The organism is Comamonas sp. A7-5 (genome assembly GCF_039581385.1).
Classification (GTDB): domain Bacteria; phylum Pseudomonadota; class Gammaproteobacteria; order Burkholderiales; family Burkholderiaceae_C; genus Comamonas; species Comamonas thiooxydans.
In genome coordinates this window covers 132,816-158,945 of record NZ_JBCPWO010000005.1, presented here as the reverse complement: position 1 = coordinate 158,945, position 26,130 = coordinate 132,816, and the positions used below count along the sequence as shown (strand labels likewise).

The window sequence follows — 26,130 nt, the reverse complement described above, 5'->3', positions numbered from 1 at the left end:
CGGGAGCTGCCCGCCGCTGCTAGGGCATCAGGCGCGCGACCCCGGGACGGGGTTCCAGTTCGTGCGCGCAGCCAAGAGGGTCACACGCACGGCAATGGGCTTGCAGTGCGCCGCGAAGGGCGCGCTGCAAGATCGACTAGGGTCGGGATCCATACGTGTTCCTTGGTTAAAAGTGAATGAAATGCGGGCCGGAGCCGGTCCGCGACGAGGCTGCTCAGCGCACGCTGTGGCTGCTCAGATAGCTGCGGATGCGATGCGTGGGCCAGCTGGTCAGTGCGTCGAGCTCCAGCGTCTGCTCCAGCGCTTGCGGCAAGGCTGTCGATGCGACGGGCGCTGCCTGGGAAGGCGTGGCGCGGGCGCGCAGCAGCAGGGGGCGCAGCTGGTGCAGAGAGCGGGTCAGGCGGTTGCTCATGGCGTTCTCCTCATCGGTTGAGGGAGCGGGCCAGGCGGCAGCGCGGCACAAACGTTTTGGCGCAGCCACGAGCCGGGGTAAACCGGAGCGAATGGCGGCGCGAAAACTCAGTGAGGAGCAGAGCTTGCGAGCTTGAAGCCTCTAGCCGTGCTGCGCACGACAGGCCGCCCCGAAGGTCGGGAAGCCAAACAGCAAGTTGCGATGGTCGCAGGGCGAGGGATGCGGGGCGGTCGATGACGACTCCCGATCCGGGGGAGTCTGTCAGTCGGCCAGCTTCGCAGCCATTGCGGCGTGCGATAAATCACTGGTTGAACTGGCACTGTCCACGTGGGGACTCCTGAAATTGCGATCTGGCAATTATCGGCCGAGACCGGGTTCAGGGTCAACCCTAGGTGGCTTTCAGTTGCAATTGCGCCGGGGCCAAGCGGGTTGCAGGCTCGGCCCATGGGCGCACACAGCCCCAGACGATCAGGGCCTGTGCGGTGTAATAGCTGCCGAGCACGCTCACCGATGACCAGGGCAGCGGCTGCACAAAACGATTGATGGCCAGGATGGAGTCGCTGAGCATGAAAAAGCTGGCGCCCAGTGCGGTCAGTAGCGCGGGACGGCTTTGCAGGAGTTGGTAGCGCCCCCAGGCCTGCGCCGCCATCAAGGCGATGACGCCGACATAGGCGGCCACGGGCAGACGCAGGGCGGCAGGCAGGCCATGGGTCCAGAGAAAGACATACATGGCGGCGCCGATCGCAGCCACCAGCATCAGTGCGCTGCGATCAGCAAACCAGGCAACATCAAGCTTGAATAGCGCAACATAGCAGACATGGGCCAGCAAAAAGCTGACCAGGCCGGGAATGAACAGACTGGTGGGCAGCTGTCCGTCCAGCATCAGGAATACATCGCCAGCCATGGAAAAAACAATAGCTGCCAGCAGCAGATGAACATGCTTTTGAGGCAGGTTTTGTATAGTTTTTGAGTTCTGCTTTGCGCAAGAAGCTACGCATATGAGAGCAAAAACCATGGTGGCAGGTTTGAACAGCCAATGCCATTGCTGCAGCCCCAGCGCTGCCGTGGCCGTGGCCAGTGCGCCGCTTTGCAGCATCAGCGCCAGCCACAGACTGATGCGTCCCTGCATGGCAGCACCCAGAGCCCATTGCCCGGTGAGCAGCACGCCGAACCAGATCAGATTGGTGGCCAGCGGCGACTGGTCGGCATGCCAGAGAAAGACCGAAGTGCCCGCAACCAGCGCCGCAAACTGCAGGCCGGCAAACCAGCGCAGCGCAGTGCCCATGGGCGGGGCATAGATGATGCGGTGCTCGTCCAGGTCGAAGGCGGGCTTGGGAAAGCGCTGCGTCACATCGGCTGGCCGCCAGCCCGGCGGCTTGAACCAGACGCGAAGCTTGTCCAGCCAGCTGCGTGCATACCAGCTGTCATGCGCCAGCTGGCGGTAGACGCTGAAGTTGGCCCAGAGCGGGTCCCAGCTCTTGAGCAGGCCGCGCGTGCCGTAGACGCAGGGCTCCTCGTCGTCCTCGGTCTTGTAAGTGCCGAAGAGCCGGTCCCAGACGATGAGAATGCCGCCGTAGTTGCGGTCCAGATAGCGCTCGTTGACGGCATGGTGCACGCGGTGATTGCTGGGCGCGCAGAACCAGCGATCGAACCAGCCCAGCTTCTTGACCTGCTCGGTATGCACCCAGAACTGGTAGAGCAGGTCGATCAGCCCGACCACGGCAAACACCAGCGGCGGCACGCCGGCCAGGGCCATGGGTAGATAGAAGATCCAGCCCAGCAGCGCGCCGGAGCTGGTCTGGCGCAGCGCGGTGGAGAGGTTGTAGGCCTGACTTTGGTGGTGCACGGCATGGGCGGCCCAGAGTACGCCCACTTCATGGCCCATGCGGTGCAGCCAGTAGTAGCAGAGGTCGTAGAACAGCAGGGCCAGCAGCCAGCCCGGCAGGCTGAGCCAGAAGGCATCGGCCTCGATCAGAGCCACATGGCTGGCCACGACGGTGTAGATGCCCAGCGTCAGCAGCTTGGTGAAGACGGCGCTGGTCTGGCTCAGTACGCCCAGGTTCAGCGAGCTGATGGCATCGGCCAGCGCATAGGCATTGCGCCCGCGTTTTAGGCTGATGGCCCATTCCACGGCAATCAGTGCGAAAAAGACCGGCGTGGCAAGAACGATGACTTGGCTGGGGGAGAGCATGGGCTCCGATTCTGGAGCGGCTCGTTGTCCGGCGGCTTGGCATGAACCCTAGCGCTCGGCGCTGCAGGCTTCACGAAGTTTCAAGGGTGAATCAGGATTGCTAAGTATTTCCTGTTATGGCAGTCAGCAAGGTGCTCTGGGATAATTGCGGGCTTGCCCGTCCGCCGGAGGGCACACTCAAATTTACCGGCCAGTACAGCGACGCGGCGACCCCGGGATGGGCCTGGAGCCGTCAGCCTGTCCGCATTCTTGCTGCATGCCCATGTCCACATCCCGCCGCTCCTTTGTTGCCGCCGCTGCCTTGCTGGCCTCAGGCTTTACCGCCCCTGCCGTTCTTGCCGCCGCCGATGCCTGGCCCGCCGCCAAGCCCATCACGCTGATCGTGCCGTTCAGTGCCGGTGGCAATGTGGACACCACGGCGCGCCTGATCGGCCAGAAGCTGGGCGAGCGCCTGCACCAGTCCATCGTGGTGGACAACGTGCCCGGCGCCGGCGGTGTGCTCGGGGTGAGCAAGGCCGTCAAGGCACCGGCCGACGGCTACACCTTGCTCATGGGCTTTGACGGCCCCATCAGCATTGCCCAGCTGGTGAATTCCGCTGTCAAATACGACGCCGAAAAGGATCTGACCCCTGTGGGGCTGACCACCATCGCACCCGTGGTCGCCGTGGCCCGTCCCGGCCTGCCGGCGCACAATCTGAGCGAGCTGATTGCATTGGCGCGTTCCAAGCCCGGCTCGCTGACCTATGCCACCTCGGGCGTGGGCACCATGCTGCATCTGGCCATGGAAATGCTGCAGGAGCGCGCCAAGATCAAGCTGGTGCATGTGCCCTACCGCGGCGGTGCCCAGATCACCAGCGACGTGATGGGCGCTCAGGTCGATGTGGGCATGCTCACCACCGTGAGCGCCGTGCCCATGATCCAGCAGAAGAAGCTCGAAGGTCTGGGCGTGACATCGGCCAAGCGCATCGATGCCATCCACGCCGTGCCCACCTTTGGCGAGACGGCCGAACTCAAGGGCTTTGACCTCAACACCTGGACGGGGCTGTTCGTGCCCGCCAAGACGCCTCAGGCTGTGGTCACGCGTCTGGCCACCGAGCTCGATGCCGTGCTCAAGATGCCCGATGTGCGCAAGCGCCTGGAAGATGGCGGCGCCACGCCCGGCTCCGGCACCCAGGCCAGCTTTGTCCAGTTCCTGAAGAAGGAAAAAGCCGGCTATGCCCAGATCGTGAAGTCGGCCAACATCCAGGCGGAATAAGCCATGGCCGCGCCTCTGAATCCCGTGCATGCCGAGATCCATCCGCCCGTGCTGCCCGAAGTGGCCGCCGTCGCGCACGAGATGCTGGCCCTGCGCCATGATCTGCATGCCCATCCCGAGCTGGCCTATGAAGAGCATCGCACCGGCGATATCGTGGCCGCCAGGCTGGCCGAATGGGGCTACGAGGTCCATCGCGGTCTGGGCGATACCGGCGTGGTGGGGACGCTGCGCTGCGGCGACCATGCCAATGGCAAGCACATCGGCAAACGTCTTGGCCTGCGCGCCGACATGGACGCGCTGCCCATCCGTGAAACCACGGGCCTGCCCTATGCCAGCCGTCACGACGGCAAGATGCATGCCTGCGGCCACGACGGGCACACGGCCACGCTGCTGGCCGCAGCCAGGGTGCTGGCCGGGCGCAAGAGTCAGCTCCAGGGCACGCTCAATCTGATTTTCCAGCCCGCCGAGGAAGGCCATGGCGGCGCGCAGAAGATGGTGGAGCAGGGCCTGTTCGAGCTGTTTCCCTGCGATGCGCTCTACGCCTTTCACAACGAGCCCGGCTACCCGGCGGGGCAGTTCGGCTTTCGCTCGGGCGTGATGTATTCCAGCTCGGACACGGCCATCATCACCATCCGCGGCAAGGGCGGCCATGGCGCCATGCCCCATGTGGCCGTGGACCCCATCGTCGTGGCCTCGCATCTGGTGCTGGCGCTGCAGACCATTCGTTCGCGCGAGATCGACCCCAACGACATGGCGGTGGTCACCATCGGTGCCATCCATGCGGGCGATGCGCCCAATGTGATTCCCGAAACCTGCGAGCTGCGCGTGACCATTCGCGCGCGCTGCCCCGAGGTGCGCCAGCAGCTGCGCGAGCGCATCATGGCCATGGCCCATGCCCAGGCCGCAGTCCACCGCGCCACGGCCGAGGTGGACTACAAATGGCGTTATCCGCCCGTCATGAACGACAAGGCAGCGACGGAGTTCGCCGTCGAGGTGGCGCGCGAATTCCTGGGCGAGGAATGGCTGATTCCCGATCTGCAGCCGCTGCAGGCCAGCGACGACTTCGCCATCATGCTCAACCAGGTCCCCGGCAACTACTTCATCGTCGGCAACGGCATGGGCGAGGGCGGCTGCATGGTGCACAACGCAGCCTATGACTTCAACGACAACCTGCTGCCCGTGACTGCCTCGTATTGGGTGAAGCTGGCCGAGAGCTATCTGGGTCGCGACTGAGTTTTGTATGAGTGAAATCAACCTCTCCGGCCAGGATCTGCCCGGCTTCGATGCCACGACCGACTATTGGCAAGCCACCGTCACCGAGGCCGAGCTGAGCCAGTCGCCGCTGCCGCCCTATGCGAAGAGCTATCCGGCCAGACTGCCCGACGGCCGCTATCTGCTGCTGCCGCTGCGCGGCATGCCGACAGCCGATGGCTCGGCGCCGGACCGCTGTGTGGCCTCCCTGATTGCCAACCAGGCCTCGATGGAGGTGGTGGAGCAGCTGGCGCTGCACATGGCGCAAGGCGCCGGGGCGCATGACTTCGACGTGGTTATAGGCCTGCCCACGCTGGGCCTGGCTTTTGCGCCGCTGGTGGCGCGCCACCTGGGCCGCAGCCGCTATGTGCCGCTGGGTTACTCGCGCAAATACTGGTATCGCGACGAGCTCTCCGAGCCCGTCAGCTCCATCACCACGCCGGGCAAGGGCAAGCTGCTCTATATCGACCCGAATCAGCTGGGCCTGATTGCCGGCAAGCGCGTGCTGGTGGTGGACGATGCCGTGAGTTCGGGCACGACCATGGTGTCCGGCCTCAAGCTGCTCGAGCGTTGCGGCGCCGAAGTGGCCGCCATTGCCGTGGCCATGCGCCAGGGCACGCAGTGGCAGCAAAAGCTGGTGCGTGCCGATGGCAGCGCCATCCCCGTGGTCGCGGCCTACGACTGCCCGCGCATGGAGCGCCGGGCCGACGGCTGGTGGCCCGAAGGCTCATAAAAAGAGAGCTTCTGGCGCCTTTCATGCATGAATTTCAGGCTGTTTATGCCTTGAAATAATTGCATTAAATGCGCTGTAAGCTCTTGTTTGTATAGCAATCAAAGTCCGGAGCAGGAGCGTATCAGGTCAGTGCGCCGCGCCCGTCGACGGTGAAGATGCGTTCGACCACGCCCTTGAGGCGGCCGCCGCGCACGCCGATCAGGTGGTCGTGCAGATTGACCGTGGGGTCGCAGTGGCCGGGAATCAGCCACAGGCTCTCGCCCAGCGCGGGCAGCCAGCCGCTGTGGTTGCCGGCGTCAGCATCGGGGTGCAGCACGCCATGCTCGTCGCCGCCATTGGCAAAGCGCAGCGCATTTTCGGGCGCCAGCGCATGCAGCTTCGGCAGGCCGGAGTCTATGGCATGGGCCTTGTGGCCGGCGTCGCAGACGGCGTGATCGCCGCTGAGCGACATGACCTGGGTCTTGACGTAGAGCGCATGCTCGAACAGGGGCTGGGCCGGGTCGCGCTGGTTGGCCGCGTAGTCGGCGTCCATGAAGAGGAAGGAGCCGGGCTGGATTTCGCCATAGATGCCGCTGGCGGCCTCGTTGACCATGGTGCCGGTGCCGGCACCCGTGATCAGCGGAATGGCCAGGCCAGCGCGGTCGAACTCATGGCGCGTGCGGTTGACGAGCTTGAGCACCTGCTCGATGGCGGTCTTGCGCTCCTCGGCGCTGCGCAGATGCTGGGCGCCGCCGTGATAAGCCTGCAGACCCGCAAAGCGCAGCACGGGCTGCGCTGCAATCGCCTGTGCCAGGCCCAGGGCGGCTTCGCCGGGCTCTGCGCCGCAGCGGTTCTGGCCGACATTGATTTCCACCAGCACATCCATGGCGGCATCGCCGGCCTGCGCATCCTGCAGGGCCCGCGCCAGCCGGGTGATGCCTTCCTCGCAATCCACGGCCAGGGCCAGCCGGCCGCCCTGGGCATTCAGTGCCCTGGCCAGAGCCGCCACGCGCGCCAGCTTGGTCTGGGAGATGACTTCGTTGCTGATGAAGATATTGGTGATGCCGCCCTGGGCCAGTGCCTCGGCCTCGCTGACCTTCTGCACGCAGTGGCCGCAGGCGCCGGCATGTTCGAGCAGATGGGCGATATGCGCGCTCTTGTGCAGCTTTGCATGCGGGCGCCAGAGCACGCCATGCTGCTGGGCAAAGCGGGCCATGCGCTCGATATTGCGGTCCATGGCGTCCAGGTCGATGACCAGGGCGGGCGTATCTATGCGTTTGACGGCCTGGCCGACCAGGGTCTGCAAATGCTCAGGAATGTGCTTCATCTCGGCTGCCTTGCTGAAGGTGTGCGGTATCTGCCCAGCCTACCAAAGACAGGCCGTCAGGCGTCCAGAGCAGGCGATTGATGGCGCAGTTGCTCAGCTCCCAGGTGCGTGGCGTCTGGAAGTCCTGGCGCGTGGCCAGACGGTAGAGCACGTCCATCACGCCGCCATGGGCGACCAGCACGATCTGCTCGCCCTCATGCTGGCGCGCAATCCGGTCCACGGTGACAAAGATGCGTTCGCGCAAGGCCTGCAGCGAGTCGCCACCTCCGGGCGGGGCATAGGCCGGGTTGCGTGTGCGCCAGAGCTGGGCGTCCTCGGGCTGGGTGGCTTCCACATCCTTGAAGGTGCGGCCCTGAAAATCGCCAAAGCAGCGCTCGCGCAGGCCGGCGGTGGTGTGCAGAGGGGCACCGGATCTCTGGGCAATCGCCTGCGCAGTGACATGGGCACGCTGCAGGTCGCTGCTATAGATGGCGGCAATGCTCTCGTCGGCCAGCGCCTGGGCCGCCTGCTCGGCCTGCCACAGGCCGGTGTCGTTCAAGGGAATATCCAGATGCCCCTGGATGCGTCCATCGACATTCCAGGTTGTCTCTCCGTGCCGGATGGCAATGATGCGCGTGGCGTGCATGTCTTGGCTCGTTCAGCGTAGGTTGTTTTATTGAACAGTCATTGTCTTGCAAACAAAGTGTGCCTGTACCCCGGTCTGTTGTTACAGACTTTTCGACGCTCGGCCTGCATCGTGGCGCAGCCGGCAAGAAAAAAGGCCTGCAACCACGGTTGCAGGCCTTTGGGCATTGCAGCACTTGCCAGCACTTGCGCTTCAAGCGCCGGCTGCCATGTCTTTTGGTGTCAGATCAGCGATTTGGCATTGTCCAGCACAAAGTCGCAGGCCTTTTCCTTGAGGTTGCTCTTGACCTTGTCCAGGCTGAAGCTCTTGCCGTCGGCGCCCGTGACCATGCCCATCAGCCCGTTCTGGTAGCCCTGATCCTTGGGTTCTTCCTTCTGGCCCAGGCCCAGCTTGCCCAGCAGCTGATTCTTGACCTGGGCGGCCTTGTCGGCGTTGAGGTAGTTGTTCTTCATGCAGTAGGTGAGGACGCCTGCGGCATTGCTGGCCGTGCCGGAGCTCAGGTTGCCCAGGCCCAGGGCCGACAGTGCCGAAGAGCCTCCGGAGCCGCCGAGCATGCCGCCCAGACCCGAGGCGCTGGAACTGCTCTCGGCCGCGCCGCCGCCCAGCTGACCGCGCAAGGCGTCGCCGAGGCCGCTGGCATGGGCGCTGAAGGCGCCCGCAGCCACTGTGGCGCAAAGCAGGCTGGAGAGAGCAAATTTCTTCATGACTTCATCCTTTTCATGGCGAGGGCCCAGGCAGGAGGCCCTGGTTCAAAGCGAGCTGCACGTTAGCACGCGGCAGGCCCGGCAACTGTTGAAGATTGCAAATCAACGTGCCGGAGCCACGGTGGCCGGTGCCACCTTGGCCGGGGCGGCTGGCGTGACCGATGCGGCGGGCTGTGCAGGAGCTGCCGGCGTGCCGCTGGCAGGCTGCGCTGCCGGCGGCTGGATGACGGTGCGCACATTGCGCTGGCCCTGCGGCGGCTTGGGGAAGCCCGTCAGCGCAGCATCAAACAGAATGCCGAAGATGGCCGGGTCGTCGGTCCACACATCCTGGCGCTGGGCCGAGGTTTCGTAGACGATCTGCTGGGTCTTGATATCGCGCATGACGATGCTCACGGCGCGGTAGTACTCCAGCGGCGGCTCGTTGAACATCATGCCGCCGCCAAAGCCCCAGCCGAAGCCGCGGCCGTAGCTCATGCCCCAGCCCCAGCGCGGGCCCCAGTAGGGGTCGTAATAGGGCCAGCTGGCCCAGTCGCGCGCATAGCGTGCCATGGCGCTGATCTGCACCACCAGGCTGGCGTGCGAGTCATCGCGTGTCAGGCCGACGCGGGCCAGCGCATGCTGGGCCTGGGCTTCCACGGCCGCGAAGTTCACCTGGCCCTGCTGCGAGGGCAGGGTCTCCAGCCGGTAGGTGGCCGGCACGGGGATGGTGTTCAGTGCGGAAAAGCTCTGCACCGTGCTGTTGACCTCACGCACCGTGCTGCAGCCGGCCAGCAGGGCCGTCGCAGTCAGGGCCGCAAGGCCGATCCAGCGTAAGGAGGTTTTGCGCAGGTTCATGATGATTTCTCTGAAAACGACAAAGGCCCATGGGATGGGCCTTTGATTGGACAGCAGGGTCCGGTTTTAGTTCAAAAGTCCGCTCAGGACAGTTGTACCACTTGTACTCCGCCGGGCAGGGCGGCCATGGTTGGCAGCTCTTCATGGTCAAAGGCCATGTCGCCGTTGGGATCGGCAATGCCCGTGGCCTTGGCGTTCCTGAAGTCATGCAACTGGGGGTCCATCATGTGCGTGGTGACAATGTTGCCCATGGCGCGGAACATGCTCTCGATACGGCCGGGGAACTTCTTGTCCCACTCGCGCAGCATATTGCCCACGGCCACGCGCTGCAGGCCGTCCTGGCTGCCGCAGAGGTTGCAGGGAATGATGGGGAAGTTCTGGTACTGGGCCCAGCGCGTCGTGTCCTTCTCGGGCACATAGCACAGCGGGCGGATCACCACATGCTTGCCGTCATCGCTGACCAGCTTGGGCGGCATGCCCTTCATGCGGCCGCCGTAGAACATGTTGAGCATCATGGTCTGCACGATGTCGTCGCGGTGATGGCCCAGGGCCACCTTGGTGCAGCCCAGCTGGTCGGCCACCTTGTACAGGATGGCGCGGCGCAGGCGCGAGCACAGGCCGCAGGTGGTCTTGCCTTCGGGCACGACGCGCTTGACGACGCTGTAGGTGTCCTGGTTCTCGATGTGGTAGTCCACTCCGATGCTCTGGAAGTACTCGGGCAGCACATGCTCGGGGAAGCCGGGCTGCTTCTGGTCCAGGTTCACGGCCACGATGTCGAACTTCACGGGCGCACGCTTTTGCAGCTTGCGCAGAATGTCGAGCAGGGTGTAGCTGTCCTTGCCGCCGGACATGCAGACCATGATCTTGTCGCCTTCCTCGATCATGTTGTAGTCGAGGATGGCCTTGCCCACTTCGCGGCACAGGCGCTTCTCGAGCTTGATCTGTTCGCGCTCGATCTTGATCTTGCCGGGCTTGGCGGCTTCTTCGCCGTTGGCGTTCTCTGCGGCCGCAGCATCGGCGGCTTCTGCCTCTTCGGCAATCCAGGGGTTGTCGTTTACTGCATTCATGGGGTTCACCATTGTCCGGTTTCGATGCGAATGGCTACTTCGCAGTCGTCAAAAATTTCCAGCTTCGCAATTTTCACACGCACGCCGCGCACGCCGGGCAGCTGCAGCAGGCGCTGGGCCAGCTTGCCGATCAGGCTCTCGAGCAGGTTCACATGCTCGGAGGTGCATTCGTCGATGATGATCTGGCGCACCTTGCGGTAGTCCAGCACATGGAGGATGTCGTCATCGCGCGGAGCCAGGGGCTGGGGGCCGAGATTGAGTTCGGCGTCGACCTGGATCGGCTGAGGCTCTTGTTTCTCATGCGCAAGAATCCCCAGGCTGGCGTCAAAGCGCAGGCCGGTGAGCGTGAGAATCTGTTGTCCGGAAGTGGAAGTCATGGAAAAGGGTGCGGCCTCGGTGGGCTCACATCATCGAAAAATCGCGCTCGAAGCGCTGTAAATGTTGGCCGCCGTCCACCAGCATGGTGGTGCCCGTCATGGATCGGTTTTCCAGTGCAAAGCACACGGCGGCGGCAATGTCCTCGGGCGAGGAGGAGCGTCCCAGCGGGCTCATGGCGTGCAGGGCCTCGAATTTTGCCTGGCTCAGCATATGGCTGGTCAGCGTCAGGCCCGGCGCCACGCCCACCACACGCACGCGTGGAGCCAGCGCCAGGGCCAGCATGGTGTTGGCGGCTTCCAGAGCCGCCTTGGAGAGGGTGTAGCTCAGGAAATCGGGGTTCTGGTTCCAGAGCTTCTGGTCCAGCACATTCACCACGGCGCCCTGGGCCGACTCTTCGCCCGCCGCCGCACGCTCCTGCACATGGGCGTGCAGAGCCTGGGACAGCAATATGGGCGCACCCGTGTTGCTGCGCATATGCGCTTCCAACGCCACATAGCTGAAGCTCTGGGCATCGTCATGCTCGAACAGCGAGGCGTTATTGACCACGGCGTCGATGCGGCCAAAGCGCTCCACCACACGCGGCACCAGTGAGCGCACCGATTCCTCGTCAAAGAAGTCCGCGTCAAAAGCCGCGCTGTCGCCCGACAGCTGCGCGCAGGAAGCCACGGTCTGCATGGCTTGCTCGCGGGAGTCGCGATAGTGCACAGCCACTTGCCAGCCCGCGCGGGCCAGGGCCAAGGCCATGTCACGTCCAAGGCGACGGGCGGAACCGGTCACCAATACTGTGCGTGGTCGGGCGGGTGAGGACATTCGTGGAAAATGCGGGTTGTGACGACAGAACCCTCAAGTTTAACGAGCGCCTTGCAATCCCGCATTGCCAAGGAGATTGCCGCCGTGGGCGGCTGGCTGCCTTTCGACCGTTTCATGGAGCTGGCGCTCTATGCGCCGGGCCTGGGCTATTACGCCAATGAAACGGCCAAGTTCGGTGCCATGCCGGAGTCGGGCAGCGACTTTGTGACGGCGCCGGAGATTTCGCCTATTTTTGGCCAGTTGGTGGCGTCCCAGTTACGGGAGGCGCTACAAAAAACGAATACGCACGAGATCTGGGAGTTCGGCGCCGGCACGGGCGCGCTGGCGCTGCAGATCCTCGACGAGCTGGCGGCTCAGGGTGCGTTGCCCGAGCGCTACACCATCGTCGATCTCTCGGGCACGCTGCGCGCGCGCCAGAAGCTGGCGCTGGCCAAGTACGAACATCTGGTGCGCTGGGTGGATGCGCTGCCTGAAGCCATGGAGGGCGTGATCGTCGGCAACGAGGTGCTGGATGCCATGCCGGTGCAGCTGCTGCAGCGCACCGCAGGCCAATGGCATGAGCGCGGCGTGGTGCTCGGCGCAGGCGGCGATGAGGCGGTTTTTGCCTGGGAAGACCGTCCCACCGAACTGCGCCCGCCTGTGGATATCGGTGGTCCGCATGATTTTCTGACCGAAATCCACCGCCAGGGCGAGGCATTTATCCACACCCTGGGCGAGCGTCTGGTTCGCGGTGCCGCCTTCTTTATCGATTACGGCTTTGGCGAGAGCGAGTACTACCACGAGCAGCGCCATATGGGGACCCTGGTCTGCCACTACCAGCATCAGGTGGACAACGACCCTCTGGTGCTGGTCGGCCTCAAGGACATCACCGCCCACGTCAATTTCACGGGCACCGCCGTGGCGGCCCAGGATGCGGGCTTCGACGTGCTGGGCTATACCAATCAGGCGCACTTTCTCATCAACTGTGGGCTTGCGCCCAAGCTCGATGCGGTCGGCATCAAGGCCCGCTCCATGGCCTCCAAGCTGGTCATGGAGCACGAGATGGGTGAGCTGTTCAAGGTTGTTGCCCTGTCCAAGGGCGTGGAGCCCTGGATGCCGCTGGGCTTTGTGCAGGGCGACCGCACGCACCGGCTATAGCGGCTATAGCGTCTGCGCGCCCGCCGAGCTCACTGCTTTTCGAGCTTGGCGGCCTGGATGATGCTGCCCCAGTGCTTGTACTCGGTGCGCGTGAAGTCGCGGAACGCGCTTGAGCCGAGCAGACGAGGTTCGCCGCCCAGGGCCGCGACCCTGGCCTTGAACTCGGGGCTGCTGGCCACCTTGAGCGTGGCGGCTTCAAGTCGCTGAACCACGGCGCGTGGTGTTCCCTTGGGGGCCAGCACGCCGTTCCAGGTGGCGGTGACAAAGGACGGAAAGCCGCTTTCCTTCATGGTCGGGACCTGGGGCAGCTGCGGCAGGCGCTCGGCCGAGGTCACGGCCAGCGCCTTGAGCTTGCCGCCCTGGATGAAGGGCAGTGTCGGCGTGATGTTCTCGAAGATGAAATCGATCTGGCCGCCGATCAGATCGGTCAGGGCCGGAGCGCTGCCCTTGTAAGGCGCGTGAACCAGGTCCAGTTTGGCGGCGCTCTTGAGCAGCTCACCCGACAGATGCACGGTGGAGCCCATGCCCGGCGAGCCATAGCTCATGCCGGTGCGGCGCTCGCGCGCGTAGCTCACCAGCTCGGCCACAGATTTGACCGGTGTTTTCGATTCGTTGACCACCAGCACGTTGGGAATCGAGGTCACCAAAGCTACGTACTCGAAGTCGTCCAGGCTTTTCTCGCTGAGATTGCGGTACAGGCTGGGATTGATGGCTTGCGTGCCTGCCGTGCCGAACAGCAGCGTGTAGCCGTCATTGGCGGCAGCCGCGACGCGGCTGGCACCGATGGCGCCGTTGGCTCCGGGGACGTTCTCCACCACGACCGGCTGGCCCAGGGCCTCGGCCAGACCCTGGCCGACCAGGCGCGCCACGACATCGGTATTGCCGCCGGGCGAGAAGGGCACGACCAGCTTGAGCGGGCGATTGGGGAAGCTGTCGGCAGCCGCCGGCAGGGCCAGGCTGGCGCCCAGCAGCGCTGCGGTCAGAAGAAACTGTTTGCGTGAAAAGGTCTGGGGCACGGTATGTCTCGTTGTTTGTTGTTGGCGGGCCGTGACGGCAGACGCATGGGCCCGGGCCCTGCATGGCGCTGGGCTTGGACATCATGGGCAGAGGGGGGAATTGAGGTCAATCAATCTTTGGGAAGCATGTCATGCATAAACGGAATGGCTGCCTGACAGCATGGGCGCGCAGGCCGTCAGGACAGTGCGCCCCTATACTTGCGGTCTCATGATTCGCTGGTTGATCGTCATTTTTCTGGCCCTGTTGCTCGTCAACGGGCTGCACGGCTGGCTGCAGCGCATAGGGCTGGGGCGTCTGCCCGGCGACTTCCGCTTTCGGCTGTTCGGCAAGGAGTTCTTCCTGCCTGTGGCCAGCACCGTGCTGCTCAGCGTGGTGGCGGCGCTGATTGCCCGCTTTGTGAAGCTCTGAGATCGTAAACACGTTCTGAGTCGGGCCGACTTGAATCTGCAGGCTTTGGCTGCACATACGGACCTGAGCCCGAGCAGTGCCTGCTGGCACCGTCAGGTATTGCCAAAGAAAGTACGACTTACGCAAAGCGGGTTCAGGCAAGGCGACTGTCCCAGGAGGCAGGCCGTTGTCGCATTCTTTTTTTGTAAATCCTAGAAAGGTTGCCCCCTGTGTCCGAATCCCTGCACTACGTCTGCCCTCACTGCCACACCACCAATCGCATCGCCAAAGAGCAGCTGAGCAATCAGCCTGACTGCGGCAGCTGCCACCAGCCGCTGGTGACGGGCGAGCCCGTGGCCCTGGACAACGACAGCTTTGCCCGGCACACCGGCCGCAGCCAGTTGCCCGTGGTCGTGGATTTCTGGGCCCCCTGGTGCGGTCCCTGCCGCATGATGGCGCCGGCCTATGCCCAGGCGGCGCAGCAGCTGGCGGGGCAGGCGCAACTGGCCAAGCTCGATACCGAGGCTTATCCACAGGCTGCAGCACCGCTGGGCATTCGCAGTATTCCGACCATGGTGGTCTTCAAGGAAGGCAAGGAACTGGCACGCATCTCCGGGGCACTGCCTGCCTCGGAGATCGTGCGCTGGGTGCGCTCGGTGATCTGAGCGGCGGCTTCGCGCGAGCCGGCCCGCTCACCCGGCCCCGGTTCGGGGCCGGTTAGCCTGGCTCAGGCGGCGATGTCCAGCACCACGCGGCCTTCGATCTTGCCTTCGTGCATGCGGGCAAAGATGTCGTTGATGTTTTCCAGCTTGTCGGTGGATACGGTGGCCTTGACCTTGCCCTGAGCAGCAAAGTCCAGCGACTCCTGCAGGTCCAGGCGCGTGCCGACGATGGAGCCGCGCACCGTGATGCCCTTGAGCACCATGGAGAAAATCGGCAGCGGAAAATCGCCAGGTGGCAGGCCGTTGAGCGAAATCGTGCCGCCGCGACGCACCATGCCCAGAGCCTGCTCGAAAGCCTTGGGCGACACGGCCGTGACCAGCACGCCGTGGGCGCCCTCGATCTCTCTTTGCAGATAGGCCGCCGGGTCGGTGTTCATGGCGTTGACGGTGACGGTGGCGCCCAGCTGGCGCGCCAGCGCGAGCTTGCTGTCGTCGATGTCGACGGCAGCGACGTTGAAGCCCATGGCCTTGGCATATTGCACAGCCATATGACCCAGGCCGCCGATGCCGGAAATCACCACCCAGTCGCCGGGCTTGGCATCGGTGACTTTCAGGCCCTTGTACACCGTGACCCCGGCGCAGAGCACCGGAGCGACGTCGATAAAGCTCACGTTGGATGGCAGGTGGCCCACATAGTTGGGGTCGGCCAGTGCGTAATCGGCAAATCCGCCGTTGACCGAATAGCCGGTATTGGTCTGAGATTCGCACAAGGTTTCCCAGCCGCCTATGCAGTGGCGGCAGAAGCCGCAGGCGCTGTGCAGCCAGGGCACCCCCACGCGATCGCCTTCCTTGACATGCTTGACGTTCTTGCCCACCGCAGCCACATGGCCCACGCCCTCATGGCCGGGAATGAAGGGCGGATGAGGCTTGACAGGCCAGTCGCCTTCGGCCGCATGCAGATCGGTGTGGCAGACGCCGGAAGCAGCGATCTTGACCAGGATCTGATCGTCTGCCGGTCGGGGAACCGGCATCTCTTCGATCGTGAGCGGCTTCCCGAAGGAACGCACCACGGCGGCTTTCATGGTCTGGGGTAAGGACATCAGAGCACCTCCTTGAAGCAAGAGGGCAAGGCCGTGGCCTGTGGGCCGGACACTTGCCCGTCAAAGAACCATACCGGTATGGAATGGGTGTTGCAGCGGGCTTCGTGACCCGCTGCATGGCTCGGGCGGAGCGAACCGCCGCAGCCATCTCGTACTGTGCAATGGCTGCAGCATACCTTCTTTGACTTAACTCAAGCCGCGCCCATCCCTGCCTTCTGGGCCTCGGCGCGCGGACGGCTAGGCGCCGCCTTCCAGATAGGCGGCAATCGCCTGCTCGCGCGCCTTGCTCACTGCGTCGCCGATGGCTTTGCCCTTGAGGCCGCGCTGCGCTGCGGCCTGGGCGACCGGGCCGGTTTCCACGGCAAGCGCCGCTTTCAGGGCATTGCCCAGGCGCTGGCGCTGCGGATAGGCCGCATCTTCAAAGCCCAGACGTCCGCGCGCGTCGCATTCGCAGGCCTGCAGGGCTTCCTCGAAGCGCTGGGGCTTGCGTATGGCATCGCAGCGCTCGAGCAGGCGCAGCAGGGCGGCGGCATTGAGTTCGTGGCTGCGGTGGATGTTGCCATGCTCGCGCGCCACGACCTCGGCCAGCTCCTTGCAGTCGTTGGGCACGCGCCAGCGCTCGCAGACCTGCAGCAGCAGGCGGGCGCTGCGCTGCTCATGGCCGATATGGCGGGGCAGCACATCGGCCGGAGTGGTGCCCTTGCCGAAGTCATGGCACAGGCAGGCAAAGCGCACGGACAGCGGTGCCTGCAAGCGGGCCGACATGTCCAGCACCATCATGGCATGCACGCCGCAATCGATCTCGGGGTGGTATTCGGCGCGCTGGGGCACGCCCCAGAGCTTGTCGAGTTCGGGCAGCAGCCGGACCAGCGCTCCGCATTCGCGCAGGATCTCGAACATGCGCGAGGGCCGGGCCTCCATCAGGCCGCGGCTGATTTCCTGCCACACGCGCTCGGGCACCAGGGCATCGACCTCTCCGGCCGCCACCATCTCGCGCATGAGTTCCATGGTCTCGGGCGCGACGGAAAAATCGGTGAAGCGCGCCGCAAAGCGGGCCAGACGCAGAATGCGTACCGGGTCTTCGCGGAAGGCATCGGTCACATGGCGCAGCACGCGATCCTTGAGATCCTGCTGGCCGTGGTAGGGGTCGACCAGGTCTTCGAGGTTGCCGTTGCCTGTCCAGTCTGCGGGAGCGGCGATGGAGTTGATGGTGAGATCGCGCCGCGCCAGGTCTTCTTCCAGCGTCACATCGGCGGCGGTGTGGACCACAAAGCCGCGATAGCCCATGCCGTTCTTGCGCTCGGTGCGTGCCAGCGCATATTCCTCATGGGTCCGGGGGTGCAGAAACACCGGAAAGTCGCGTCCCACGGGCACGAAGCCGCGCGCGCTCATCTGCTCCGGCGTGGCACCGACCACCACCCAGTCCGTATCGTTGACGGGCAGGCCCAGCAATGCATCGCGCACCGCACCGCCTACCTTGAAAACCTTGAATTCACTCATGCTGCAATGGTAGTGGCTGCGAGCGGGCCTGCAGATACCGCAATCGCGGGAGCCAGGCCTCAGCGCTGCTGGCGATAGGGCTCTTCAAACTGCAGAAAGTCCTGCTCGGCCAGCGCGGCCTGAATCCATTCCTGGGTGGCTGGCAACTGGGTGACGCGCTGCACATAGGCGCGCACAGGGGCCGAGGTCGGCAGGCCGTAGCTGTTGATGCGCATGCACACCGGCGCAAAAAAGGCATCGGCAATGCTGAACTGGTCAAACAGCATGGGGCCGCTGGCTGCGCTCAGCAGCGGGGTCCAGAGCTCTTCGAGTTGCTGGACATCGCTGCGCAGATCGGCATGCTCGGCCCAGAGCCGGGCTCCGATTTCCTGCAACTGGGCTTCGATATTCATGGGGCAGAAGCTGCGCAGCGCGCCGAAGCCGCTGTGCATCTGCGCCACCAGGCTGCGCGCGCGGGCGCGCTGGGCGACGGTCTGCGGCCACAGATGCTTGTCGGGAAAACGCTCGGCCAGGTATTCGCAGATGGCCAGGCTGTCCCAGATGATCAGTCCCTCGTCGACCAGCAGTGGCACCTTGCCGGTTGGTGCGAGTGCCAGCGCCTGCAGCTTGAAGCTGGAGTCGGGCGCAAAGCTGTCAAAGCGCAGTGTGAGCTCTTCGAAGCTGATGCCGCTTTGGCGCATCAGCACCCAGGGGCGCATGGACCAGGACGAGTAATTCTTGTTGCCGATATAGAGCTTCATGGCGGACTCCTGTGTGGTTTGTCGAGCAGCTTATCAAGCTTGGGCCTGACGGTCTGTGTGTTTTGATTCCACAGTCATGTCTCGGCGGCGCGGCGGATGATGTAATTGCAGCACTATGGCAAATACTTCGACTTCTTCTGCAAGCCCGGCTGCTCAGGTGGCTGGGGCCGGTCACCACAAGGGCGCGCTGGTGCTGTTCTCGGGCGGCCAGGACTCGACCACCTGCCTGGCCCAGGCCCTGGCCATGTTCGAGCGCGTGGAGACGCTGGGCTTTGACTACGGCCAGCGCCACAGCGTGGAGATGCAGGTGCGCGCCGGTGTGCGCGAGCAGCTGGCTCAGCGCTTTCCCCTGTGGGCGCCTCGTCTGGGCGAGGACCATGTGCTGTCGCTCGACGTGCTCAAGCAGATTGGCGGCTCGTCCCTGACCGAGGATGTGGCTTTTGCCATGCAGGCCGACGGCCTGCCCAACACCTTTGTGCCGGGCCGCAATCTGCTGTTTCTGACGCTGGCCGGCGCGCTGGCCTATCGCCGCGGGCTGACGGTGATCGTCACCGGCGTCTGCGAGACCGATTACTCGGGCTACCCCGATTGCCGCGACGACACCATGAAGGCCCAGCAACTGGCGCTGAACCTGGGCCTGGAGCGCCGGCTGCGCATCGATACGCCGCTGATGTGGCTGGACAAGGCCCAGACCTGGCAGCTGGCCCATGATCTGGGCGGCAGCGATCTGGTGGAGCTGATCCGCACCGAGACCCATACCTGCTATCAGGGCACGCGCGATGCGCTGCACGAGTGGGGCTATGGCTGTGGCAGCTGCCCGGCCTGCGAGCTGCGTGCATCGGGCTGGCGCAACTGGCGCGCCAGCCAGTTCGCAGCTTGAAATTGATAGCTTCTTGCGCTTGATAAAAAAGGACTTCAGGCTGATATAGCGCTGAAGTCCTTTGATTTAAAGTGGTAAATGCTCCTCAATGAGGAGCATTTTTTTCGATCGGCCCGATTCAGGCGCTGGGCCGCGTGGCGATCTGCCCGGCCTGAATCTGCGCCGTCATCTGGCTGAGCCAGGCCTGGCTCTCGGGGCGCTCGAACAGAAAGTCCCAGATGGCATCGTGCTGGCGCGGTGTCAGTCCGAGCGCGCCATGGCGGCGCATATGGGATTGCAGCCGCAGCACCTCGGGGTGCGTGAGCGGCAGCTGCATCACGGTCAGTGGCGGGCGCTGGCGGTAGCGGCGCTGGGGAATGTTCTTGCGGGGACGACTCATGGCAAAGCGATTCAAGGGTTAGACGGGCCAGACCACGCCGTTGTCGTTGAGGATGGCGTCCAGCGGCAGGTCATGGGCCTCTGGCTGGAAGTCATCGACATAGCCATTGGTATAGCCCAGGCCCACGGTGAACGGGCGCGGGCTGAGCTCGGCCAGCGTGCGGTCATAGAAGCCGCCGCCATAGCCGAGGCGGTAGCCGCCGGCTGCATAGCCTACGCAGGGGACAAACAGCAGCGTGGGCACCAGCAGTTCGGTATCCTTGGGCTTGGGAATGCCATAGGCGTCCTCCTCCATCGGGCAACCGGGGTACCAGGCGTGAAAACTCAGCGTCTTGCGCTGTTTGTCTATCACCGGCAGCCCGATCCTGCGCCTTTGTGGAGTACCCTGTAGCTCGCCATCTTCCTTCCAGCGATGCAGGGCTGGCAGCGGATCGAACTCTGCCTTGATGGGCCAATAGGCACCAATCACGGTATCGGGCCGCTCCATCAGCCAAAAGCGCATCACCTGCTGCAGCGCATCGGCGCGTTGCAGGCGATCTGGAAGGTTGAGGCGCAGTTCAATCAACTTGCGGCGTAACGCTGCTTTGTCCATCGGATAATTTCCTCCATGCACTGGCTGAAGATTTTGACACCGCTTTGTGCGGCTTCCCTGTTGACTGTAGCTGCTCCGTTTGCGCAGGCACAAAACTCGGGCGATGCCGTGTTGCTGGATATGCAAAAAGCATTCCGCAGCCGCAATCAGACGGCGCTGACCCAGCTCCTGCCACAGGCTGCCGGTCACCCCCTCGAACCGTGGGCCGCTTACTGGGAACTCAAGAACCGCCTGGAAACCGCGTCGCCCGATGAAATCCAGGGCTTTCTGAGTCGCTATGCCGGCACCTATCAGGAAGACCGCTTGCGCAACGACTGGCTGCTGCTGCTGGGCAAGCAGCGTGACTGGAGTACCTTCGGCCAGGTCTATCCCAAGTTCCGCATGCGCGACGACAAGTCCGTCACCTGCTACGCCCTGCTGGCCGATGCCTTGCAAGGCCGGGGCGCGCCCAATGTGGGCCAGCAGGTACGTGATCTGTGGCTGGCACAGAAGGATGCCGATGACGGCTGCACCACGGCCGCCGGCCAGCTGTATGCGAACAAGCTGATCACCGACGCCGATGTCTGGCGCCGTGCCCGTGTGGCCACCGAAAACAATCGCCAGAAGGCGGCCCGTGATGCGGTCGCCATCGTCGCTCCCGAGGCCGCCGACCAGGTGGCGCAGGTGTTTGCCTCGCCCGCCAAATACCTGGCAGGCCAGAGCAAGGCACGCGGCCGCGAACGCAAGGAGCTGGCCCTGCTGGCCCTGATCCGCATGGCGGCCAGCGATCCCGATGCGGCAGTCACGCAGATCGACGGCGGCTGGGGCGCCCAGCTCAACGGCGAGGAGCGCAACTGGGCCTGGGCCGTAGCCGGCAAGCAGGCCGCCTTCAAGCTCTCGCCCGATGCCAATAGCTACTTTGGCAAGGTACGCCGCAACGAGGATCTGAGCGACGATCTGCTGGGCTGGAAGGCCCGCGCCGCCTTGCGCGCCGGCGACTGGAAGGCCGTGCGCCGCGCCATCGACGCCATGGGGCCGGAGCGCACCGACCCGACCTGGGCCTACTGGAAGGCCAAGGCCATGCTGGCGGGCCGCCCCAATGCCGAGGAAAAGGCCGAAGCCCGCCAGTTGCTGGAAGACACGGCCGGCAGCAGCAGCTTCTACGAGCAGCTGGCGCTGGAGGAAATCGGCCAGCGCATTACCGTGCCGCCCGCGCCCGCGCCGTTGACGACGCAGGAAAAGGCGGCGGCGCGCAGCAACCCCGGCCTGAGCCGCAGCCTGTATGCGATTGGCATGGGGCTGCGTAGCGAAGGCGTGCGCGAGTGGAACTATTCCACCAATCTGCACCAGCCCGGCGGCATGGAAGATCGCGAACTGTATGCGGCCGCCGATCTGGCCTGCGAGCGCCAGGTCTGGGATCGCTGCATCAACACCAGCGAGCGCACCAAGACCTTTGCCGACTGGAAGCAGCGCTTTCCCATGCCCTATCACGACACGGTGCTGGCCAAGTCGCGCAATATCGGGCTGGACCCGGCCTATGTCTATGGCCTGATCCGCCAGGAGAGCCGCTTCATCATGGATGCACGCTCGGGTGTGGGCGCCTCGGGGTTGATGCAGGTGATGCCGGCCACGGCGCGCTGGACGGCCAGGAAGATCGGCATGACGGGCTTCACGCCCGACATGATCAACGACCGTGACACCAATATCACCATCGGCACCTCCTATCTCAAGCTGGCGCTGGACGACTTCGAAGGCTCGATGGCGCTGGCTGCCGCGGGTTACAACGCCGGCCCGGGACGCCCGCGCAACTGGCGCAACGGACCCACGCTGGATGCCGCCATCTGGGCCGAAAACGTGCCCTTCAGCGAGACCCGCGACTATGTGAAGAAGGTGCTCTCCAACACCACCAACTATGCGGCGCTGATCACCGGCCAGCCTCAGTCGCTCAAAAGCCGACTGGGCACCGTAGGCCCACGCCCGGCCAATGATCCCGAGACCATGAAGGACTTGCCATAAGCGGGTGTTTCGATGAGCTGATGCTCATTTAATGATAGTGAAAAGCGCTCTGCCCGAAAGGTGTGGAGCGCTTTTTTATTGAACGCTTCAAGGGCTCAAACAAGACCCGCGCCGAGGCGCGCGTGAAATAGCATGCAAAGCCCCTTGTAGGTGAATAACCTACAAACAGATGGCGAATGAGACTGGTTTGCGTTTACAAAAGTACATAATTGCAACCGTCAGAGCCCATAACGCCACATACAACCTCGGCTTTGTCTCCCTTTAGCTGCCTGCCAGCTGTCCAGAAGGCCCACCGGGCCGCCGCTTCCTACCCGTATCTGTGAACGACCTGCCCGAGGCAGGTCGAGGAGTCATCATGTCCAACGCAGCTCTCAGCCGCGCCCGCCATATTCGCTGGCAACCCCGTTTACTGGCCCTGGCCGCTGCCGCCGCATGCGCCGGCAATGCTTTTGCGCAAGCCAGGGAGTCCACCATGGAGGAGGTGGTGGTCTCGGCTTCCGGCTTCGAGCAGGAGCTGAAAAATGCCCCAGCCTCCATCTCCGTCGTGACGCGCCAGGAGCTTGAGACCAAGAACTTCCGCGACCTGGCCGAAGCCCTGCAGGGCGTGGAAGGCATTGATGTGATGGGCGGCACCGGCAAGACCGGCGGTCTCGACATCAGCATCCGTGGCATGCCCAGCGACTACACGCTGATCCTGATCGACGGGCGCCGCCAGAACGTGGCGGGCGACGTCACGCCCAACGGCTTTGGTGCGGCGCTGACCAGCTTCATGCCGCCCATGTCGGCCATCGAGCGTATCGAGGTCATTCGCGGCCCCATGTCCACGCTCTATGGCTCGGACGCCATGGGCGGCGTGATCAACATCATCACGCGCAAGGTCAGCAAGGAGTGGGGCGGCGAAGTCAGCGTGGGCGCCGGCATTCCGCAAGACAGCGAATGGGGCAACCAGTACAAGAGCAGCTTCTACATCAACGGCCCCATCAAGCAGGATCTGCTGGGCCTGGCCGTGCGTGGCAGCACCTTCAACCGCGATGCCGCCGACTGGGTGCTGGCCCCAGGTGCCGCCCAGCCCGCACAGGCGCGCAACCCCGCGCCAGCTCAAAGCCGCCAGCACAGCCTGGGCGCCAAGCTGACGCTGACGCCCAGCCGCTATCACGACATCTGGCTGGATGTGGACCAGGCTCGCACCTGGTACAACAACGAGGATGGTCGTCTGGGCAGCCGTGATGCACTCAATCCTGTCGACAAGAATGGCGATCCAGCACTGCCCGGCTACCGCGACGCCCTGCGCTTCAACCGCGATCAGGTCAGCATCGGTCATACCGGCCGCCTGGGCTTCGGCACGCTGGAAAGCAGCCTGATGCATACCGAAACCGAGACCATTGGCCGCACCATTCCCAGCGCATCGGTGCCTAAGGGCGACCCACGCGGCGGCGCCGATCGCGAACTGAAGACCACCAATCTGGTGCTGGACAGCAAGCTGGTGGCGCCCGTGGGCGATGCCCATATGCTGACCGTGGGCGGCCAGTTCTGGGATGCCAAGCTCAAGGACGGGCTGCTGCCGCAAAGCCACAAGCAGACCATGTGGTCGCTGTTCGTGGAAGACGAATGGCGTCTGCGCGAGGGCCTGACCGCCACGCTGGGCGGCCGCCATGACCACCATGATGCCTTTGGCGGCCAGTTCAGCCCGCGTGCCTATCTGGTCTGGGATGCAACGACGAACTGGACCTTCAAGGGCGGCGTGAGCCAGGGCTTCAAGGCGCCGCGCCTGAATCAGCTGATCGACGGTGTCAGCGGCGTGACCGGCCAGGGCAAGACCATCAGCATCGGCAACCCCAACCTCAAGCCCGAGACCAGCACCAATGTGGAGCTGTCGGCCCTGTATGACAACAAGGCGGGCTGGACCAGCGCGGCCACCTTCTTCCATAACGATGTCAAGGACAAGATCGCCTCGGGCGGCTCCTGCGCCACGGCAGCCATCTCCAGCTGCGCTTACAACCCCACGGCCGATTACTCCATCAATGTGGACAAGGCCAAGACCTGGGGTCTGGAGCTGAGCAGCCGCGCCCAGCTGGCCAAGGACTGGGCCGTCAAGGCCGGCTACACCTGGACCAATAGCGAGGTGATCGAGAGCGGCGTCAAGAACGGCCAGCTCGCCAACACCGCCAAGCACATTGCCAATGTGCAGCTGGACTGGACGCCAACCGGCCAGTGGCGCCTGTGGGCGCGCGGCGAGTACCGCGGCAAGAGCCCGCGCTTCAGCGGCTCCTACGACAATCTGAGCAAGGCCAACAGGGACGTGTATGACGCCGTGGGCGATATCAAGGGCTATGCGCTGTTCCATCTGGGCGGCAGCTATCAGGTCAACAAGAGCCTGAGCATCAACGCCAGCATCTTCAATCTGTTCGACAAGGACTTCCGCAAGTATCAGCAGGTGAGCGTCAACGGCACGCCGACCTGGGTGAACAGCTATTTCCAGGGCGGCCAGAGTGTGTCGGGCGTGACACAGGCCGGTCGTACCTTCTGGATCACTGCGAACATGAAGTTCTGATGCTGAGCGCCTCACAAGCGGCATGAGCTTCTGAATCAGGAGCTGTCAGCGCAGTTCAATCATAGGTTTCAAACTGTTTTATGTCTGAAACCATGGATGAAAAAGCGTAGGCAGCTCCTGTTTTCATATTGCTGATTATTGCTTACACTTCTTTACAAATACTGGTTCTGTGCATGGCAGACCAGCACCGAGTGAGGGGGAAGTCGCAATGTCAACAGCAAGAGGCCGCGTGCTCATCGCCACGCTGGGACTGGTCTGGGCCGGTGCCCTGACGGCACAGCCCGTCTACAAATGGGTGGATGCGCAAGGGCAGACGCATTACGGCTCGCAGCTGCCGCCACAGCAGGCGGATGCATCGCAGGTCAAGGTCTCTCCCAACGGCAGCTCGGGGGCGGGCGCGGGGCGCTTTGGCGAAGGACCGGAGACACGCAATCCCGACGGCACCAGGAAGCTGCCCAAGGGCGCTCAGGAAATGGCCGACGGTCTGGTCCAGGGCCTGAGAAAGGTCGATGGCAAGGAAGTGGCGCTGAACTGCGCGCTGGCGGTGGACAACATCCGCAGCCAGATCGAGACCATGCTGGAAAACGGCCAGAAAAACCTCAGGGGCGGCTATATCACCCAGGCCCAGTACGACAGCTCGGCGGGCAACTTCGTGAAGCTGCGCTCCCAGGCCACGGTCAGCGACTGCAAGGCCGCCACGGGCCGCTCGCGCGATATGTACCAGTGCATGACCAGCATGCACAACCATCTGGTCGGCTGCGCCGAAAAGCACAGGCCCTGAGCAGCTCGGCCGGTTTCAGAACACTTCTCAGGTCTCGGCCCACATGCGCAGCAGGTTGTGATAGTGGCCGGTCAGGCTGACGGTTTCCTCGGTTTCACCGAACTTTCCGCGCAGGCCCGTGATGGCCTGATCCATCTCGAACAGCATGGCCCGGCGTGCATCGTCGCGCACCATGCTCTGGGCCCAGAAGAAGGAGCAGATCCGCTCGCCGCGTGTCACTGGCTCGACCCGGTGCAGGCTGGTTGACGGGTAGAGAATGAGGTCGCCTGCGGGCAGCTTGACCTCGTGCGTGCCGTAGGTGTCGACCACGACCAGCTCGCCGCCCTCGTAGTCCTCGGGCTCGCAGAGAAACAGCGTGCAGGACACATCGGTGCGCAGCCACTGCTCGGAGCCCGCGACGCGGCGAGCCGCGCCGTCCACATGCAGGCCGTAGGTTTCGCTGTCGCTGTAGCGGTTGAACAGCGGCGGCATGGTGCGTGCGGGCAGGGCGGCGCTGAAGAACAGCGGGCTGGCGGCCAGCGCCTGCAAGATGATGCGGCCCTGCTCCTGGGCCACGGGCGAGTGCTCGGGCAGCTGCCGGTTGCGCTTGACCTGGGCGCCCTGGCTGCCCACGGTGGCGCGGCCGTCGACCCAGTCGGCAGCATCAATGGCGGCACGCATGCTGGCGACCTGCTCGCGGCTCAGGACATTGGGGATGTGCAGCATCATGGTGAGAATCTTTTGAAATGGAGAAGCCCCGCTTGGGCGAGGCTGCAAGTCGGAAAGTGGATCGCTGTCGCTGAAGACGGCGCGACCCAGGTAAGAGACATCAAGCAAGGGCCGCCCCGCAGCGAAGATGTCGCCC

General features: G+C 64.1%; 26 protein-coding genes. 10 read left to right on the top strand and 16 right to left on the bottom strand.

Annotation, left to right across the window (positions count from 1 at the left end; all coding sequences use genetic code 11):
• Positions 1-214 precede the first annotated feature (214 nt).
• Positions 215-412 carry a hypothetical protein gene (locus AAIL67_RS11065; RefSeq protein ID WP_343484041.1) on the bottom strand — a complete coding sequence of 66 codons (198 nt, stop codon included), beginning with the start codon at positions 410-412 and terminating at the stop codon, positions 215-217.
• A 388-nt stretch (positions 413-800) separates the two neighbouring features.
• A complete protein-coding gene (locus tag AAIL67_RS11060) occupies positions 801-2,603 on the bottom strand; it encodes a lysoplasmalogenase family protein (RefSeq protein ID WP_253232606.1) in 1,803 nt (600 codons plus the stop codon).
• A gap of 262 nt (positions 2,604-2,865) precedes the next feature.
• Here AAIL67_RS11060 and AAIL67_RS11055 point away from each other — a divergent pair, with 262 nt between their 5' ends.
• The 3 genes from AAIL67_RS11055 to AAIL67_RS11045 are packed head-to-tail and all read left to right on the top strand — an operon-like array spanning position 2,866 to position 5,842.
• Positions 2,866-3,858, top strand: a complete 993-nt coding sequence (locus AAIL67_RS11055) for a tripartite tricarboxylate transporter substrate binding protein (RefSeq protein ID WP_343484039.1) — start codon at positions 2,866-2,868, stop codon at positions 3,856-3,858.
• Between the two features lie 3 nt (positions 3,859-3,861).
• On the top strand, positions 3,862-5,091 hold the full coding sequence (locus AAIL67_RS11050) for a M20 aminoacylase family protein (protein ID WP_343484038.1): 1,230 nt from the start codon (positions 3,862-3,864) through the stop codon (positions 5,089-5,091).
• Positions 5,092-5,098: 7 nt separating this feature from the next.
• Positions 5,099-5,842: a phosphoribosyltransferase gene (locus AAIL67_RS11045; protein ID WP_343484036.1), complete on the top strand. Its 744-nt coding sequence runs from the start codon at positions 5,099-5,101 to the stop codon at positions 5,840-5,842.
• Between the two features lie 121 nt (positions 5,843-5,963).
• On the opposite strand, the gene AAIL67_RS11040 is transcribed toward AAIL67_RS11045, so the two are convergent.
• The 7 genes from AAIL67_RS11040 to AAIL67_RS11010 all read right to left on the bottom strand — a co-directional run bounded on the left by AAIL67_RS11040 (position 5,964) and on the right by AAIL67_RS11010 (position 11,566).
• Positions 5,964-7,148 carry a DSD1 family PLP-dependent enzyme gene (locus AAIL67_RS11040; protein WP_034354690.1) on the bottom strand — a complete coding sequence of 395 codons (1,185 nt, stop codon included), beginning with the start codon at positions 7,146-7,148 and terminating at the stop codon, positions 5,964-5,966.
• Positions 7,132-7,773 carry a histidine phosphatase family protein gene (locus AAIL67_RS11035; protein ID WP_343484034.1) on the bottom strand — a complete coding sequence of 214 codons (642 nt, stop codon included), beginning with the start codon at positions 7,771-7,773 and terminating at the stop codon, positions 7,132-7,134. Before AAIL67_RS11035 ends, AAIL67_RS11040 begins: the two co-directional genes overlap by 17 nt.
• Before the next feature lie 221 nt (positions 7,774-7,994).
• Positions 7,995-8,477 (bottom strand): DUF2501 domain-containing protein, encoded by a 483-nt coding sequence (locus AAIL67_RS11030; RefSeq protein ID WP_003068777.1) that lies wholly within the window; start codon positions 8,475-8,477, stop codon positions 7,995-7,997.
• A gap of 102 nt (positions 8,478-8,579) precedes the next feature.
• The gene (locus tag AAIL67_RS11025; RefSeq protein ID WP_343484031.1) at positions 8,580-9,311 is read right to left on the bottom strand and encodes a DUF4136 domain-containing protein; all 732 of its coding nucleotides are present in this window, start codon (positions 9,309-9,311) and stop codon (positions 8,580-8,582) included.
• 83 nt (positions 9,312-9,394) lie between these two features.
• A complete protein-coding gene (gene ttcA, locus AAIL67_RS11020) occupies positions 9,395-10,390 on the bottom strand; it encodes a tRNA 2-thiocytidine(32) synthetase TtcA (RefSeq protein ID WP_043375334.1) in 996 nt (331 codons plus the stop codon).
• Entirely contained in the window at positions 10,384-10,755 is a 372-nt protein-coding gene (locus AAIL67_RS11015) for a dihydroneopterin aldolase (protein WP_003050921.1), read from the bottom strand. The genes ttcA and AAIL67_RS11015 overlap by 7 nt, the downstream gene beginning before the upstream one ends.
• 25 nt (positions 10,756-10,780) lie before the next feature.
• Positions 10,781-11,566, bottom strand: coding sequence for an SDR family oxidoreductase (locus AAIL67_RS11010; RefSeq protein WP_343484030.1), 786 nt, complete (start codon positions 11,564-11,566; stop codon positions 10,781-10,783).
• Between the two features lie 9 nt (positions 11,567-11,575).
• On the opposite strand from AAIL67_RS11010, the gene AAIL67_RS11005 reads away from it, so the two are divergent.
• A complete protein-coding gene (locus AAIL67_RS11005) occupies positions 11,576-12,703 on the top strand; it encodes an SAM-dependent methyltransferase (RefSeq protein WP_343484028.1) in 1,128 nt (375 codons plus the stop codon).
• A gap of 29 nt (positions 12,704-12,732) precedes the next feature.
• Here the strand turns inward: AAIL67_RS11005 and AAIL67_RS11000 are convergent, their stop codons facing one another.
• Complete coding sequence (locus tag AAIL67_RS11000; protein ID WP_343484027.1) at positions 12,733-13,719, bottom strand: tripartite tricarboxylate transporter substrate binding protein; 987 nt, start codon at positions 13,717-13,719, stop codon at positions 12,733-12,735.
• Positions 13,720-13,927: 208 nt separating this feature from the next.
• Between AAIL67_RS11000 and AAIL67_RS10995 the strand changes: the two genes are divergently transcribed.
• Positions 13,928-14,128 (top strand): DUF2905 domain-containing protein, encoded by a 201-nt coding sequence (locus AAIL67_RS10995; RefSeq protein WP_012839950.1) that lies wholly within the window; start codon positions 13,928-13,930, stop codon positions 14,126-14,128.
• Between the two features lie 209 nt (positions 14,129-14,337).
• Entirely contained in the window at positions 14,338-14,772 is a 435-nt protein-coding gene (trxC, locus tag AAIL67_RS10990) for a thioredoxin TrxC (protein ID WP_034391135.1), read from the top strand.
• A 62-nt stretch (positions 14,773-14,834) separates the two neighbouring features.
• Here the strand turns inward: trxC and adhP are convergent, their stop codons facing one another.
• The 3 genes from adhP to AAIL67_RS10975 all read right to left on the bottom strand — a co-directional run bounded on the left by adhP (position 14,835) and on the right by AAIL67_RS10975 (position 18,109).
• Positions 14,835-15,869 (bottom strand): alcohol dehydrogenase AdhP, encoded by a 1,035-nt coding sequence (gene adhP, locus AAIL67_RS10985; protein ID WP_034354660.1) that lies wholly within the window; start codon positions 15,867-15,869, stop codon positions 14,835-14,837.
• A gap of 237 nt (positions 15,870-16,106) precedes the next feature.
• The gene (locus AAIL67_RS10980) at positions 16,107-17,369 is read right to left on the bottom strand and encodes a multifunctional CCA addition/repair protein (protein ID WP_343484022.1); all 1,263 of its coding nucleotides are present in this window, start codon (positions 17,367-17,369) and stop codon (positions 16,107-16,109) included.
• A 59-nt stretch (positions 17,370-17,428) separates the two neighbouring features.
• Entirely contained in the window at positions 17,429-18,109 is a 681-nt protein-coding gene (locus tag AAIL67_RS10975) for a glutathione S-transferase family protein (RefSeq protein ID WP_224649006.1), read from the bottom strand.
• 115 nt (positions 18,110-18,224) lie between these two features.
• On the opposite strand from AAIL67_RS10975, the gene queC reads away from it, so the two are divergent.
• On the top strand, positions 18,225-18,989 hold the full coding sequence (gene queC, locus AAIL67_RS10970) for a 7-cyano-7-deazaguanine synthase QueC (RefSeq protein ID WP_063663746.1): 765 nt from the start codon (positions 18,225-18,227) through the stop codon (positions 18,987-18,989).
• A gap of 118 nt (positions 18,990-19,107) precedes the next feature.
• On the opposite strand, the gene AAIL67_RS10965 is transcribed toward queC, so the two are convergent.
• Positions 19,108-19,368 (bottom strand): hypothetical protein, encoded by a 261-nt coding sequence (locus AAIL67_RS10965; RefSeq protein ID WP_034354650.1) that lies wholly within the window; start codon positions 19,366-19,368, stop codon positions 19,108-19,110.
• 18 nt (positions 19,369-19,386) lie between these two features.
• Complete coding sequence (locus AAIL67_RS10960) at positions 19,387-19,959, bottom strand: 5-formyltetrahydrofolate cyclo-ligase (protein WP_003073478.1); 573 nt, start codon at positions 19,957-19,959, stop codon at positions 19,387-19,389.
• Between the two features lie 15 nt (positions 19,960-19,974).
• On the opposite strand from AAIL67_RS10960, the gene AAIL67_RS10955 reads away from it, so the two are divergent.
• The 3 genes from AAIL67_RS10955 to AAIL67_RS10945 all read left to right on the top strand — a co-directional run bounded on the left by AAIL67_RS10955 (position 19,975) and on the right by AAIL67_RS10945 (position 25,286).
• Complete coding sequence (locus AAIL67_RS10955) at positions 19,975-21,954, top strand: transglycosylase SLT domain-containing protein (RefSeq protein ID WP_343484021.1); 1,980 nt, start codon at positions 19,975-19,977, stop codon at positions 21,952-21,954.
• Positions 21,955-22,309: 355 nt separating this feature from the next.
• Positions 22,310-24,505 (top strand): TonB-dependent receptor, encoded by a 2,196-nt coding sequence (locus AAIL67_RS10950; protein WP_343484020.1) that lies wholly within the window; start codon positions 22,310-22,312, stop codon positions 24,503-24,505.
• A 208-nt stretch (positions 24,506-24,713) separates the two neighbouring features.
• On the top strand, positions 24,714-25,286 hold the full coding sequence (locus tag AAIL67_RS10945; RefSeq protein WP_063663753.1) for a DUF4124 domain-containing protein: 573 nt from the start codon (positions 24,714-24,716) through the stop codon (positions 25,284-25,286).
• A 27-nt stretch (positions 25,287-25,313) separates the two neighbouring features.
• Here the strand turns inward: AAIL67_RS10945 and AAIL67_RS10940 are convergent, their stop codons facing one another.
• Positions 25,314-25,994: a Fe2+-dependent dioxygenase gene (locus tag AAIL67_RS10940; RefSeq protein ID WP_045838755.1), complete on the bottom strand. Its 681-nt coding sequence runs from the start codon at positions 25,992-25,994 to the stop codon at positions 25,314-25,316.
• Positions 25,995-26,130: the final 136 nt, after the last annotated feature.

Bases quoted from the DNA above. Each gene is read 5' to 3' on its own strand.
- AAIL67_RS10995 (WP_012839950.1), top strand. From the start codon at position 13,928: ATGATTCGCTGGTTGATCGTCATTTTTCTGGCCCTGTTGCTCGTCAAC.
- AAIL67_RS10965 (WP_034354650.1), bottom strand. From the start codon at position 19,368: ATGAGTCGTCCCCGCAAGAACATTCCCCAGCGCCGCTACCGCCAGCGC.
- AAIL67_RS11055 (WP_343484039.1), top strand. From the start codon at position 2,866: ATGTCCACATCCCGCCGCTCCTTTGTTGCCGCCGCTGCCTTGCTGGCC.
- AAIL67_RS11035 (WP_343484034.1), bottom strand. From the start codon at position 7,773: ATGCACGCCACGCGCATCATTGCCATCCGGCACGGAGAGACAACCTGG.
- AAIL67_RS11005 (WP_343484028.1), top strand. From the start codon at position 11,576: ATGCGGGTTGTGACGACAGAACCCTCAAGTTTAACGAGCGCCTTGCAA.
- AAIL67_RS11065 (WP_343484041.1), bottom strand. From the start codon at position 412: ATGAGCAACCGCCTGACCCGCTCTCTGCACCAGCTGCGCCCCCTGCTG.
- AAIL67_RS11050 (WP_343484038.1), top strand. From the start codon at position 3,862: ATGGCCGCGCCTCTGAATCCCGTGCATGCCGAGATCCATCCGCCCGTG.
- AAIL67_RS10960 (WP_003073478.1), bottom strand. From the start codon at position 19,959: ATGGACAAAGCAGCGTTACGCCGCAAGTTGATTGAACTGCGCCTCAAC.
- AAIL67_RS11010 (WP_343484030.1), bottom strand. From the start codon at position 11,566: ATGTCCTCACCCGCCCGACCACGCACAGTATTGGTGACCGGTTCCGCC.
- AAIL67_RS11015 (WP_003050921.1), bottom strand. From the start codon at position 10,755: ATGACTTCCACTTCCGGACAACAGATTCTCACGCTCACCGGCCTGCGC.
- AAIL67_RS10945 (WP_063663753.1), top strand. From the start codon at position 24,714: ATGTCAACAGCAAGAGGCCGCGTGCTCATCGCCACGCTGGGACTGGTC.
- AAIL67_RS11025 (WP_343484031.1), bottom strand. From the start codon at position 9,311: ATGAACCTGCGCAAAACCTCCTTACGCTGGATCGGCCTTGCGGCCCTG.
- adhP (WP_034354660.1), bottom strand. From the start codon at position 15,869: ATGTCCTTACCCCAGACCATGAAAGCCGCCGTGGTGCGTTCCTTCGGG.
- ttcA (WP_043375334.1), bottom strand. From the start codon at position 10,390: ATGGTGAACCCCATGAATGCAGTAAACGACAACCCCTGGATTGCCGAA.
- AAIL67_RS10980 (WP_343484022.1), bottom strand. From the start codon at position 17,369: ATGAGTGAATTCAAGGTTTTCAAGGTAGGCGGTGCGGTGCGCGATGCA.
- AAIL67_RS11040 (WP_034354690.1), bottom strand. From the start codon at position 7,148: ATGAAGCACATTCCTGAGCATTTGCAGACCCTGGTCGGCCAGGCCGTC.
- AAIL67_RS10955 (WP_343484021.1), top strand. From the start codon at position 19,975: ATGCACTGGCTGAAGATTTTGACACCGCTTTGTGCGGCTTCCCTGTTG.
- AAIL67_RS10950 (WP_343484020.1), top strand. From the start codon at position 22,310: ATGTCCAACGCAGCTCTCAGCCGCGCCCGCCATATTCGCTGGCAACCC.
- AAIL67_RS10975 (WP_224649006.1), bottom strand. From the start codon at position 18,109: ATGAAGCTCTATATCGGCAACAAGAATTACTCGTCCTGGTCCATGCGC.
- queC (WP_063663746.1), top strand. From the start codon at position 18,225: ATGGCAAATACTTCGACTTCTTCTGCAAGCCCGGCTGCTCAGGTGGCT.
- AAIL67_RS10940 (WP_045838755.1), bottom strand. From the start codon at position 25,994: ATGATGCTGCACATCCCCAATGTCCTGAGCCGCGAGCAGGTCGCCAGC.
- AAIL67_RS11030 (WP_003068777.1), bottom strand. From the start codon at position 8,477: ATGAAGAAATTTGCTCTCTCCAGCCTGCTTTGCGCCACAGTGGCTGCG.
- AAIL67_RS11045 (WP_343484036.1), top strand. From the start codon at position 5,099: ATGAGTGAAATCAACCTCTCCGGCCAGGATCTGCCCGGCTTCGATGCC.
- AAIL67_RS11060 (WP_253232606.1), bottom strand. From the start codon at position 2,603: ATGCTCTCCCCCAGCCAAGTCATCGTTCTTGCCACGCCGGTCTTTTTC.